Genomic DNA, 13,319 nt, shown 5'->3' with positions numbered 1-13,319 from the left:
TAAGCAAAACGCCTGATTTTCTAAAAAGTAAACTGATATTTACTTCTTCATCAATTTTTCTCTGGCTAAACGGATATCTTCTTTGGTAATCAGATAATCCTGTATTTTAAAATCCGTAGAACGGTAAAATTTCAGGAACAGCAGCAAAGCCGATACTGAGTATGATAAAGTTGTCACAATACAAGCGCCTAAAATACCATACTTCGGGATCAGTAAGAAAGAAAAAGCAACCGTAATGACCAAACCGACAATTGATTTCACATTAAGAATTCTCAGTTCTTTTATTCCTGAAAAATAATAGCCTATCATATCACTGATCGCAATGGCAAGAATGCCCGGAGATAAAAGCAGCATAATTTCTTTTGTTCCTCTGAATGCTCTTCCGAAAATCATTTCATACACCGAACCCGGAATGATAATAATGCCGAGTAAAAAGATCAGCATTAACAGAAATGAAAGTTTCAGTGAAGATTTTGTTTTAAGAATTGATTCTTCCCTGCTTTTGCTATTAATAACATCTGAGTATAAAACCACAGCAATACTTCTGGTAATCGTCCAAATCGCTTCTGAAAAAGTAATTCCTATTGAAAAAATACCTACACTTGCAATGCCTTCAAAATGTTCAAGAAAATAAAAGGAAAGTCTGTAGTTCAAAAACTGCACAAAAGCACTGAGCTGGGTTTTCCATCCATACTCGAACATACTTTTAAATACTTTTTTGGACAGGGAGATTTCTGAGATTTTACATTTTCTGATCACCTGCATGAAGCTTGTGAAAAATAAAAAGGCAAGACAGCAAATCTGTGCTCCGAAATAGACTGAAACGTCTTTCAGGTTTAGAATATAAATAAAAATGCCTATAAAAAGAATATGGACAAGCTGTTGTAAAACGGTATAAATATTAAACAATCTGATATTTCGGGTTCCTATAAACAGATTGACATTTACAGATAAGAGCGAAGAAAAAACTGAAATCCCGATCAGATACATCAAATAATCAGCCTGAATATCTGCAAAGCTGAATATAACCGGAATTAAGATTCCCATAATAACCGACCAGATATAGGAATATACTAAAATCTGTTCGGTTTTAAATTTTGAAGCAAAATAAGAGGTACTGCTTCCTGCAAAAATACTGCTGAAAAAGCTTACGATAGCTGCATTGGCAATCACAATCGAGATCGTTCCCTTGCCTTCACTTCCCCACATATTGGTAGAAAATATTACCAATCCAAAGCTGAGGATCAGGATCAGAAAACGTGAAACAAAAGTTTTGACAACAGTGAGTTGCATGGTAATTATTTAATAGATTTTTTTACAAAATCGATGAAAGAATTCCGGATTACCTTCCAATTATATTTTTCTTCAAATTCTTTTCGGGCATTGACCGCATGGTTATAATAATGTTCCGGATTCCGGATGTAATTTACAATTAAATCGGAAATAATTTCTGCATTTTGGGGATCAACAAGCTGCCCAAATCCCGAAACATCCATATGTTCACGAATTCCCTTTAGGTTTGAGTATATTACAGGTTTTCCGGCTCCGATATAATAGAACAGTTTTATCGGTAACGAGTGGTTATTTTCAAAATTGAGTTCTCTAAGATCAAAGCAGAGATCTGCATCAGCAAAAGTTTCTGTAAAACGCTCGAATGAAGTTGGTTTTCTGATCTCAATGTGTTCAAAATTATATTCAGATAGCAGGTTTTTAAAATAATTTTCATCACTTTCTTTTCTTGCAGCTCCTACAATCAGCAATTTTATAATTATTTCCGGTGCTTTTTTTCTCAAGGAATCTACTGTCTTAAAAAAATTACCTATTCCTTTATCTTCTGACAATGCTCCTGTATAGCAAAGGGTTATTTCGTTTGGAGAAAGCTTTTTAACATTTGGTACAACATATTTTTCATCCGGATAATAAGGAAGTAACATGCTTTTTTTAAACGGAAAAAAATAAGCTAAAGGAAATTTCTTCGTACTTTCTCCAAAAATAAAATGCGTGCTTAAAAAACCAGCGTATAACTGAACCAGAAAAAACTTTATGGCATGAATTATTTTTGCAGGATAAGAATAGGCTTCCAACATTGACATTGCAGGATACCATTCGGTGATATCATAAATAATACTTACTTTTTTCTCTTTCTGATGTTTTTTTGCGGCGAAAACAGCAATAGGTTCTGAACAAATGATACAGTCAGGCAGAAATGATTGACAGATCTTTCTAAAAGCTTCAGCTTTTACCTGTACTGATTTTTCTAGGATAGAATAGGATTCTATCTGAATTCCATCTAGATTTCCCTGCATATCTGAAGAAAGGCTGCTTATTTTAACTTCAAAACCTTCTTCAGCAAGCGTTTTTGCCTGGTGAAAAAAAATTCTGTCATCATCGTAGTGATGAGCGGTTGTTAAAAAAAGTACTTTTTGCATCCGGAACGTGTATTATGCTAAGAAAATTTCCTCAGAAGTTTCAGCATACAGGAAACCTCGGAGGAAATTCAGATATCTTTTAAAAAATTATTTTATAGAAGCTGCCCAGCTTTTTTCAAGCGGCAACAAAAAGTGACTTAAAAAATCAAGATAGGTATTTTTAGAAAAGTCAAATACTTCGATGTCTTTAGAGATTTCGTTGTTTCTTAATTTCGATTTAAAATCTATGAGTTTTAATGTTTTTACTTCTCCATTTTCAACAAAACTTGCTTTCATTCTGTCGAATAAGCCCAATTGATATTCTTCATCAATTTCTCTCATAATCTTTCCAAGTGCATCGATACTGCATCCGGAAGCCATTTCTTTTTCTTCGTCTACACAGATAATAATAAACTGGTTTTTCTCAATTTTAAAAGAGGAAGAAAGCGGTTTTCCGTGTGCTGCCCAAGTTGCTAGAAAGTCATATAGTTTTTCTGTAATCGTTTTAGCTTCTTTGGTTGTAAATGGTCTTGATGCAGGATATATGATAACTCTGTAGTCGTTGGTTTCTACAATATTAGATTCTTCAATTTTCATTTCCAATAAATTTAAAGAGTAAAATTAAGAATTATAATTTATATATTAAAAATAACAAACCCCAAGAATATCTTGAGGTTTAAATTTGTATTTAACTTTAGTCATCTATAAATCTTCTGCTTCTGCCAGAAGTTCTACAATATCTTTTACGGCAACTTCTTCATTTTTATTGAAGTGCTTTACTCCGTCGGTCATCATAGTATTACAGAAAGGGCAGCCTGTCGCGATCACTTTTGGCTCAAATGATAATGCTTCTTCTGTTCTTTCTATATTGATGTCTTTATTTCCTTTTTCAGGCTCTTTAAACATCTGTGCACCTCCTGCTCCACAGCACAATCCGTTGGTTTTGCAACGCTTCATTTCTACAAGCTCGGCATCCAATTTTTCCAGAAGCATTCTTGGTGCTTCATATTCATCATTGGCTCTTCCTAAATAGCAAGGATCGTGAAATGTGATCTTCTTCCCCTTGAAAGCGCCTCCTTCAATTTTCAGACGTCCTTCCTGCATTAATGTTTTAAGGAACTGCGTATGGTGTACCACTTCAAAATTTCCGCCTAAACTTGGATATTCATTTTTCAGGGTATTGAAACAGTGCGGACAAGCTGTTACGATTTTTTTCACTTCATACGCATTCAGAACTTCAATGTTCGTCAATGCCATCATCTGAAAAACAAACTCGTTCCCGGCACGTTTTGCAGGATCTCCTGTGCAGCTTTCTTCCTGTCCTAAAACAGCAAACTCAACTCCTATTTTATTAAGGATCTTACAGAATGCTTTTGTTATTTTTTTTGCTCTGTCATCAAAACTTCCGGCACATCCTACCCAGAAAAGAACTTCCGGAGATTTGCCTTCCATTGCGTATTCGGCCATTGTTTTTATCGTGAAATCCATAGTAGTTTTCAAATTTATCAATATAACAGTGCAACAGTTTACGAATGATTGTTACATCGTTACATTTTTACATTGTTAAATTAATTAATCATTTGCCCAATTCAGACGGTCTGCCTGATTATACTGCCAAGGAGCAGCATTGTTTTCAACATTCGTCATCATCAGATTTAATTCCTGAGGTGCAGCAGATTGCTCCATCACTAGGAATCTTCTCATTTCAAAAATAATTGAAAGCGGGTCTAATAACACCGGACAAGCATCTGTACAGGCATTACACGTAGTACAAGCCCAAAGCTCTTCTTTTGTAATATAATCGTTCAACAATTTCTTTCCGTCATCTACAAAGCTTCCGTTCTTATCGATATTTCTTCCCACTTCTTCCAGACGGTCTCTGGTTTTCATTAAAATCAATCTCGGAGATAGTTTTTTACCTGTGATATTGGCAGGGCAAACTGAGGTACAACGGCCACATTCTGTACAAGAATATGCATTTAACAGCTGAACCTGATTTAAATCAAAAATATCTTCTGCCCCGAATTTCGAAGGAACTTCTGCCTCTCCTTCTGCCGGAGCTGCGTATGGATCTGCATTGGGATCCATCATGAGTTTAATTTCTTTGGTAACTGACTCCAGATTGTTGAACTTTCCTTTTTTCTCCAGATTCGCATACCAAGTACTTGGGAAAGCTAAAATAATATGCAAATGCTTAGAGTAATAAAGGTAATTCATGAAGAATAAGATTCCTACAAAGTGAAACCACCAAGCCGCTTTTTCTGTGAAGAATAAGAAGCCGTCACCAAAATTATTGAAAACAGGTCCTAAAATTGTAGAACTGATCGGAAAACTTCCATGCTCAGGAAGCAATCCTCTTTGCTGAAGAACCCAATCTGAAGCATTCATTTTGAAGAAAGCCATCATTAAAGCAAACTCGATGATCAAAATCCAGTTCGCATCATGTTTCGGCCATCCGAAAAGTTCTTTCATAGTTAATCTTTTCACGCCGTAAAAGTTTCTACGGATGAAAAATACAACAACTCCGATTACTACCAAAAGTGCTAAAACTTCTAAGGTAGCGGTGAAGAAGTTATAAAAACCATGTCCGAATATGGAGGATAGAAATCGGTGTGTTCCGAATATTCCGTCAACAATGATTTCAACAAGTTCAATATTAATAATCACAAAACCTACATACACGAAAAGGTGTAAAATACCTGCTACAGGTCTTTTTACCATTTTACTCTGTCCCATTGCCACACGAGCCATGGTTTCCCAGCGTTCTCCTTTTCTGTCGTTTCTGTTGATTTCTCTTCCTAATCTGATGTTTCTATATATCTTTTGCAGACTTTTTGCAAACAGCCCAAAACCCGCAACTAATAAAATCAGAAAAATAATATTATCGATATATTGCATGGCTTACGTTTTAGTTTTTATTATTCTTTCCGAAAACAGAGAAATTGATGTATCTCTTCGGATTTGCTTTCATATCTTCTATTAAAGAATTCAGATTGGTAGAAGCTGAATTCAAGTTGTTATACAGCTGCTCGTCTTTCATCAGTTTACCTAAACTTCCCTCTCCTCTGTCAATTCCACCGATCACCTGATTCAGTTGTCCGACTGTAGCGTCTAAATTTGCAATGGTAGCATTCAGCTTTTTAGTATCAATGCTTTCGGCAAGATTTCCATATTTATCCAAAGTAATTTTACCACTCTGCATGGTAATACTTGCATCATCTAGTACTTTCTGAAGCTTCGGATCATTGTGTCCTACCAAATTATTTACATTTCCTGCTGTAGTCTGCAATGCACCAACCGTTTTATTAAGGTTTGACAATAAAGCTCTGATTTCAGCTCTATTTTCGCCGTCAACAATTTTATTCGCATTTGACATTAAAGAGTCAACTCTGTATAAAACTGTTTGCAATTGATCTTTTACCGGTCCAACCTGAGAAGAAAGACTGCCCATCATTCCCAGCTTGAAAGCTCCTTGCAATGTATCTCCGTCTTTTGCAGTTGCCCCACCATACACCAAATTCACTCTCATTTCTTTTCCTGACATTAAGCCCGGCTCGAAAATTTCTAATGTAGAATTTTTTGAGAATTCGAAACTATTATCAACAGTAATTTTAACCACGAATGTAATTTGTCCTGTTTTTGATGTTTGCGGAATGATTTTAACGACCTGCCCCACTTTCAAACCATTGATGGAAACAGGAGAAGATTGCGCTAAACCTTCTACATTATCATATTTTGCGTAAAATATATTATCGGTAGTAAAAAGGCTCCTGCCTTTCATAAATTGAAATAATACGACAAAGCCTACGATAGCTAAAAGCGCGATAACACCTGCTTTTAATTCTTTACTGAACTTCACTTGCTAATTTTTTCTAATGAGCAAATATACTACATTTTAAATTAATGTTTTCGTTTATTGCTCTGCTTTAAATACAAAAAAGACGACAATAATTGCCGTCTTTTTATTTTTATTTAGGAGTGTATTTTATTGTTGAGCTCCTACTTTATTCCAGATTTCAATTCTGTAATCTTCGATATCTGCGTTGTCTTGTAAACTCTTCATCCAACCCTGACCGAACATTCCTGCATTTCTCTGAGTTACAGATTCTGTAAACTGCTTAAGATCTCCAGGCTGTTTATTTACAGTTTCATTCTTTTTAATTAAAACATAAACTCCTGTTCCTCCTTCAATTGGATTAGAAATTTTACCTTTTGCTACTCCAAATGCAGCTCCTGCTACTTTAGGTTCCATAGCTCCTGCTACTGAAGGGCTTAAAAGATTCACCTGAGCAGATTGTTTTGTCGTTCCGAATTGCTTAGCAATTTGATCTAAATTACCTGCTTTACCGATTTTCTCAGCAATTTGTTTTGCAGCCAATTTATTTTTAACAACTCCTTCTATCTGATCTCTTACTGATTCAGGATCAGCAGTCCCTTTTTCTTGTTTTCCGTTTAGGTAAACAACAATTTTATCTCCTGTTCCGTCTACTGTAAAGAATTCAGTATCTCCTTTTTCTCTTTTCTTATCAAAAGCCCAAGCTAAGATATCTGCATCTTTCTCTGTACCCAATCCTTGAAGCTGACCATCAAATCTTTTCGCTTGTTTAGGATTAGAGAATTGATAGTTTCCTTTTTTAGCAATATTTACAAAATCATTGAATGATTTCCCTTGTACCTGCTGAATAAATCTTCTTGCGTTTTTATCTGTTTGAGCTTCTGTAGCATCAGACGGCTTAATAACTTTTACCAGGTTAGCAACTTTATACCCCATTGCTCCGGCTTTTTTATCTTCAATATTGATGATATGATATCCAAACTGAGTTTCAACAACTCCTGTTGCTCCTTTAGGATTATTAGCTAAATATGCTAAGAATTCTGGAACGAAAGGGGTTTCTGGTGTAGTCCAACCTAAGCTTCCTCCTTGAGCGGCTGAGCTTGGGTCATTAGATAACTTAAGGAACTCTGTAAATTTAGCAGGGTTTGCTTTTACAATTGCTCCGATAGAGTCGGCCAATTTTTTAGCTTCTTCTTTAGATCTTTTCACATCCTGACCTGCCGGACTTCCTTTGAAAGCAATAAGTATATGTCTTGATAATGTAGAATCTGAAGTTTTCTTTCCTAAAAGTTTAGAAACAACATAAGCTCCCTGCTCTTTGTATGGACCGAAAGTCTGTCCAACAGCAGCCGTAGCAATCTGCCCCTGAATTGTTGGAGGCAATTGATTTGGACTTACATATTTATTATTAAACTGAGCATCAGAATTAGCCATTACGAACATAGAGTCATTCTTCGTGTTCTGGAAGTTTTCAGTTCCTCCACTAGCATCAGTACCTCCTGCAAACAGTTTTGTAATTTCTTTCTGAGCTGCCGCATCATCCGCTGCACTTGGTTGTGACGGGAAAAATACTACACCAATATTTCTGCTAGGTTCAGCTTTGAACATCACAGGATGTTGTTTGATATAGTTAGCTAAATCTTCAGTCGTAACATTAATTTTAGTCTTTTGAAGATAAGCTGCATAATCAACTTTTACAAAATCAATATCTGCAAGCTGATCTCTCTGTCTCATCAATTCTTCAGCTTCTTTTTTACCTGTAGTAACTCCTGCAGAGATATTCGCAAACACCTGTCTAGCCATTAGTCTATATTCGATTGACTTTCTTGTTTTCAACCATTGATTATAGCCATCAGGACTCATGTTCTTCATGTCCTCTATCTGTTTTTTAAGCTCCTGAGTCTTAAAATTTCCTTTTTCGTCAAAGAATTGTTTATTCTGAGCAAACATCTGATCATACTGAAGCTGATTCCAGAAATAATCTTCCGTCATTTCAAATCCTAGCTTTTCAAATTGCTGTTTAATCAGTTTTGACTGAACCAACAATTGCCAAGCCTGCTCTTCAAGACCGTTTTTCGGCTGACCTTGTTGTTCTGCTTGCTGCTGTAATACAAAAAGCTGGTCGTTAAATTCTTCACGGGTAATTTTTTCACCATTCACTTTTCCTAAAACATCAGGGTTTTTCCCAAACACCTTATCTATACTGTCCGGGTTTACCAAAAACGCCAAAAGCGCCAATGCAATTACTCCCATCAAAAGCCAAGGTTTACTCCTAATCTGTCCTAAAATTGCCATTTTATATATTATAGTTTTTTATCAGTTTGCGAAAATACACATTTTTAAGAAATTACAGAAATCTAAGTCCTTTTTTTAATTTTTAAAATGAAAATTTTATAAAAAAGGAAATTTTGACCGCATTTTTTCACAAAAAACAAATGGCATAAGTATTGTGCATTTTACAGCAATATGCTATATTATGTATTTTCAAAGCATAGTATAGAATTTTCCTTTAACGATTTAACATGGAAATGACAATTTGTCATTCAACATAATTATGACAGAATTTGAAGATATGAGCTTAGAAGAAATGATCGGTGACGGGTTTGATATTGTGGCTGAAGAGATCAATTTTTCTGATCTTTCTGAAACAGAAAAAAACTCAGAACAAAAGATATTCCCGATACTTCCTGTAAGAAACATGGTAATGTTTCCTAATGTGGTAATTCCTATTACTGCGGGAAGAAAAACCTCAATACAGCTCCTTGAAGAAGCGCAAAAAAACGGAGATTTCATCGGAATTGTAAGTCAGAAAAATTCAGAACTTGAATCTCCGACTGAAAAAGATCTTTATCATACAGGTACTTTAGCAAAGATCATTAAAATCATAAAACTTCCTGAAGGTAATATCACCGCAATTACCAAAGGATTCCACAGGTTTAAGATCAAAAACATGACTGAAGCACAGCCTTATTTCAAGGCTGAAATTTCAAAACTTAAGGATGCTAAACCTAAAAACAAAGAAGAATATGAAGCATTGCTGGAAAACGTTAAAGATCTGGCTTTAAATATTATAGAACTGGATCCTAATATTCCGAATGCTGCCAATTTCGCGATCAAGAACATCAATAATAATGATGATTTATTAAATTTCATCTGCACTAATGCTAATTTCCCTTCTGTTGAAAAGCAAAAGCTGCTTGAAGAGAAAAACCTGATGGAAAGAGCGAATAAATGCTATGAAATGATGCATGAAGATTTCAGAAAACTTGAACTTAGAAATCAGATCCATCAGAAAACATCAAAAGATCTTGACAAACAACAAAGAGAATATTTTCTGAATCAACAGATCAGAACCATTCAGGAAGAACTTGGTGGCGGTCCGGAAAGCGATGTTGAAGACCTGATTGCCAAAGCAAGAAAGAAAACATGGAGTACTGAAGTTGAAGAGCATTTTCAAAAGGAAATCAGCAGATTACAACGTCAGAATCCTAATTCACCTGATTATAATGTTCAGAGAAATTATCTGGATTTCTTCACGGAACTTCCTTGGGAAACCTACACAAAGGATGTTTTTGATATTGCCAAAGCAGAGAAAATTTTAGATAAAGCCCACTTTGGATTAGAGGATATCAAAAAGAGAATTTTGGAACACATGGCTGTTTTAAAACTGAAAAACAATATGAAATCCCCTATTCTTCTATTGGTTGGTCCTCCAGGAGTTGGTAAAACTTCATTAGGAAAATCAATTGCAGACGCATTGGGAAGAAAATATGTAAGACTTTCTTTGGGTGGACTTCACGATGAGAGCGAAATCCGCGGACACAGAAAGACCTACATTGGAGCAATGGCAGGAAGAATCCTTCAGTCTATCAAGAAATCAGGAACTTCCAACCCTGTAATTGTATTAGATGAAATGGATAAAATCGGACAAGGCTTACATGGGGACCCAAGCTCAGCTCTTTTAGAAGTTCTTGATCCTGAACAAAATAAGTCTTTCTATGATAATTTCTTAGAAATGGGTTATGATTTGTCTAAAGTCATGTTTATTGCAACGGCCAATTCATTATCGACCATTCAGACTCCATTGTTGGACAGAACTGAGATTATTCAAATTGCAGGGTATACTCTGGAAGAAAAAATTGAAATTGCAAAGAGACATTTAATTAAAAAACAGCAGGATGAGAATGGATTGGATTCAAAATCATTCAAACTTGGGAATGCTGAATTAAAACATATCATTGAAGCTCACACATCCGAAAGCGGTGTAAGAAGTCTGGAAAAAAGAATTGCTTCTATTGCGCGTTGGGTAGCTTTACAGACCGCATTAGACAAAGAATACGACAATAAAATTTCTGTTGAAAAAGTAGACGAAATTCTAGGAGTTCCAAGACCGAAAAGCTTATCGGAAATCACTGGAGTTCCGGGTGTTGTAACAGGTTTAGCCTGGACAAGTGTCGGCGGAGATATCTTATTCATTGAAAGCATTTTAAGCAATGGAAAAGGAACTCTCACTATGACAGGAAATCTAGGAACAGTAATGAAAGAATCTGCTACGATTGCTCTGGAATACATTAAAGCAAAACATGACGAGTTAGGAATTTCTCAGGAGGACATTGAAAAGCACAATATTCACGTTCACGTTCCGGAAGGGGCAACTCCAAAAGACGGACCTTCTGCAGGTATTGCTATGCTGACTTCTATGGTTTCATCATTTAAAAATAAAAAAGTAAAACCTCATCTTGCGATGACCGGAGAAATTACTTTAAGAGGAAAAGTTCTTCCTGTAGGAGGAATCAAAGAAAAACTTCTTGCAGCAACCAGAGCAGGAATTAAAGATGTTATTCTTTGTGAAGCCAACAGAAAAGACGTGGAAGAAATTAAAAAAGACTATTTAAAGAACCTTAAAGTACACTATGTCAACCGAATGGAAGAGGTAGTCGATATTGCCATCGAAAAATAATCCATACACATATTAACATTCTCAATATAAATAAAACACGTTTCAGATTTCTGGGACGTGTTTTTGATTTACATACAAACCACTCATTATTCAAAGTGTTTTCTTAACTTTATGCAGCAGATTTCGAAATTATGAACTTTCTAAGACTCCCTTTTCTTGTTAAATTGACCCTTGTCATTGTTTCCCTTATTGGGCTTGGCTACATTTTAGCATTGGGACAAAGCATTTTAGCACCTTTTTTTCTAGCATTCTTAATGGCCATGCTGTTTTTACCGTTTGCTACTTTTCTGGAAAGAAGGCTCAGATTCCCAAGATCACTTTCCACCATGACATCAGTACTCATCATGTTGATTTTTTTAAGTGGAATGATCTATTTTTTCGGTTCACAATTATCTACTTTCAGCAAAGATATTCCTCATTTAAAAGATCAGTTTATTACTGTTTTTAGCAATCTGCAACATTGGGTTTCAAGAACTTTCAATATAAAAATCAACGATCAGCTTGATTATATCGATCAGGGATTAAATAAACTTCTTTCTTCTTCGGGATTAATTTTAGGATTTACTTTTGGTGTATTTTCAACAGGACTGGCTTTTATTTTATTCTTCCTTTTATTTTTCATTTTCATTCTGAATTACAGAAGAATTTTAAATAATTTCATCGTAACGGTTTTTAACGAAAAGCATAAAACAAGCGTTCAGGAAGTGGTAACACAGGTAAGAATAATGACGAAAAAATACATCATCGGACTTTGTCTTCAGGTGTTTATTGTTTCGGCTCTTACATCAATTGTTCTTACAATTGTAGGGGTAAAATATGCTATTCTTCTTGCTGTTCTTACAGGATTACTTAATGTGATTCCTTATCTAGGAATTTGTATTTCACTGGTCGTTTCATGCTTCATTGCGTTTGCAACGGGAACACCTTCTACGTGTATCTATGTTGTTATTGGCTACATCGCCGTTCATATTATTGACGGAAATATTATTTTACCGTTTGTAGTAGGATCAAAAGTAAAGATTAATGCTCTTTTTTCATTTTTAGGCATCATTATCGGGGAACATCTTTGGGGAATTGCAGGAATGTTTTTGTGTATTCCGGCCATTGCCATCATCAAAATCATCTTTGAAAGAGTAAATGGCCTGCAACCTTGGGGAAAACTGCTTGGAGAAGAGGAAAAACCTCATAAAAAGAAAAAAAGCTATAAAATATCAAAGAACATCACCCTAAAAGAAATGGACTGATCATTCAGAATACATATTTAAAATAAAAAGCCTTCAGATGAAACTGAAGGCTTTATTTTTACAATGCACAAAGGGGCTGTAATCCGCTTGGACAGGTTTCCGTGCAAAGAATATAAGTTCCGCTATCTGTACAGTACCCATAATCAGGTCCTGTTGGCGGTCCTCCCGGACCTCCACCTAAACACGGATCTCCCGGTGGAATTTTACACGGGCAGCCAATAGGTCCGATATCACATAGTCCGGGACCACCCCCTCCAAGAATTTCTCTTAAATCTGTACGATTTAATTTTTTAAGATTTTTCAGCATAACATTTTGTTTTAATTTGTCTGGTAAAACAAATATATAAAATCAAAGGACACACACTCTATTATTTCTTAAAAAAGAGAATATTTTTAAAATTATTTATCTTTTTATCAATGAATTGGAATTTTATTTAACTTTAATAAAAAATAAAACCCATGAAAATCATAAAATTTATCCTGTGCCTTCTTTTCGGATTGATGTTCATTAATGCCGGATTAAACAAATTCTTTAATTATATACCCATGGAAAAACCAACGCCGGAGCAGATGAAACTTTTTGCTGCGTTTGGAGAAATCCACTGGTTGATGCCATTAGTAGGACTTGTAGAAGTTGTTGGAGGATTATTATTTATTTTTCCGAAAACAAGGGCTTTAGGAGCTATTGTCATCCTCCCCGTAATGGTAGGAATTGTTGTTCACGTTTTCACGATGGATAAATCTCCAATGGGAATGTCAATTGCCGGCGTTCTTTTCCTGATCAACCTTTGGATGATTATTGACAATAAAGAAAAATATAAAGCTTTGGTAAGCTGAGAAAATGAATAATAAATGATCAATGGTGAATTCAC

General features: G+C 35.3%; 11 protein-coding genes. 3 read left to right on the top strand and 8 right to left on the bottom strand.

Features of this window, described 5'->3' with window-relative positions; genetic code table 11:
- Positions 1–39 precede the first annotated feature (39 nt).
- The 7 genes from JI747_RS09370 to JI747_RS09340 all read right to left on the bottom strand — a co-directional run bounded on the left by JI747_RS09370 (position 40) and on the right by JI747_RS09340 (position 8,538).
- Positions 40–1,293: an MATE family efflux transporter gene (locus tag JI747_RS09370; protein ID WP_225688003.1), complete on the bottom strand. Its 1,254-nt coding sequence runs from the start codon at positions 1,291–1,293 to the stop codon at positions 40–42.
- Positions 1,294–1,298: 5 nt separating this feature from the next.
- Positions 1,299–2,429 (bottom strand): glycosyltransferase, encoded by a 1,131-nt coding sequence (locus JI747_RS09365; protein WP_225688001.1) that lies wholly within the window; start codon positions 2,427–2,429, stop codon positions 1,299–1,301.
- Positions 2,430–2,516: 87 nt separating this feature from the next.
- A complete protein-coding gene (locus JI747_RS09360; RefSeq protein ID WP_225688000.1) occupies positions 2,517–3,005 on the bottom strand; it encodes a hypothetical protein in 489 nt (162 codons plus the stop codon).
- A 105-nt stretch (positions 3,006–3,110) separates the two neighbouring features.
- A complete protein-coding gene (locus JI747_RS09355; protein ID WP_039370087.1) occupies positions 3,111–3,896 on the bottom strand; it encodes a (Fe-S)-binding protein in 786 nt (261 codons plus the stop codon).
- Positions 3,897–3,980: 84 nt separating this feature from the next.
- Positions 3,981–5,306: a 4Fe-4S dicluster domain-containing protein gene (locus JI747_RS09350; protein WP_225687999.1), complete on the bottom strand. Its 1,326-nt coding sequence runs from the start codon at positions 5,304–5,306 to the stop codon at positions 3,981–3,983.
- A 10-nt stretch (positions 5,307–5,316) separates the two neighbouring features.
- The gene (locus JI747_RS09345; protein ID WP_225687998.1) at positions 5,317–6,267 is read right to left on the bottom strand and encodes an MlaD family protein; all 951 of its coding nucleotides are present in this window, start codon (positions 6,265–6,267) and stop codon (positions 5,317–5,319) included.
- A gap of 126 nt (positions 6,268–6,393) precedes the next feature.
- Positions 6,394–8,538 carry a SurA N-terminal domain-containing protein gene (locus JI747_RS09340; protein WP_225687997.1) on the bottom strand — a complete coding sequence of 715 codons (2,145 nt, stop codon included), beginning with the start codon at positions 8,536–8,538 and terminating at the stop codon, positions 6,394–6,396.
- 259 nt (positions 8,539–8,797) lie between these two features.
- Here JI747_RS09340 and lon point away from each other — a divergent pair, with 259 nt between their 5' ends.
- The gene (lon, locus tag JI747_RS09335; RefSeq protein WP_225687996.1) at positions 8,798–11,203 is read left to right on the top strand and encodes an endopeptidase La; all 2,406 of its coding nucleotides are present in this window, start codon (positions 8,798–8,800) and stop codon (positions 11,201–11,203) included.
- 131 nt (positions 11,204–11,334) lie between these two features.
- Positions 11,335–12,447: an AI-2E family transporter gene (locus tag JI747_RS09330; protein WP_225687995.1), complete on the top strand. Its 1,113-nt coding sequence runs from the start codon at positions 11,335–11,337 to the stop codon at positions 12,445–12,447.
- A 58-nt stretch (positions 12,448–12,505) separates the two neighbouring features.
- Here JI747_RS09330 and JI747_RS09325 read toward each other — a convergent pair whose 3' ends face one another.
- Entirely contained in the window at positions 12,506–12,754 is a 249-nt protein-coding gene (locus JI747_RS09325) for a bacteriocin-like protein (RefSeq protein ID WP_225687994.1), read from the bottom strand.
- Positions 12,755–12,906: 152 nt separating this feature from the next.
- On the opposite strand from JI747_RS09325, the gene JI747_RS09320 reads away from it, so the two are divergent.
- Positions 12,907–13,284 (top strand): DoxX family protein, encoded by a 378-nt coding sequence (locus tag JI747_RS09320; RefSeq protein ID WP_225687992.1) that lies wholly within the window; start codon positions 12,907–12,909, stop codon positions 13,282–13,284.
- The last annotated feature ends 35 nt before the right edge of the window (positions 13,285–13,319 follow it).

Origin of the sequence: Chryseobacterium tagetis (assembly GCF_016735585.2) — a bacterium.
Taxonomy (GTDB): domain Bacteria; phylum Bacteroidota; class Bacteroidia; order Flavobacteriales; family Weeksellaceae; genus Chryseobacterium; species Chryseobacterium tagetis.
This window is presented reverse-complemented; position numbering and strand designations above follow the sequence as displayed.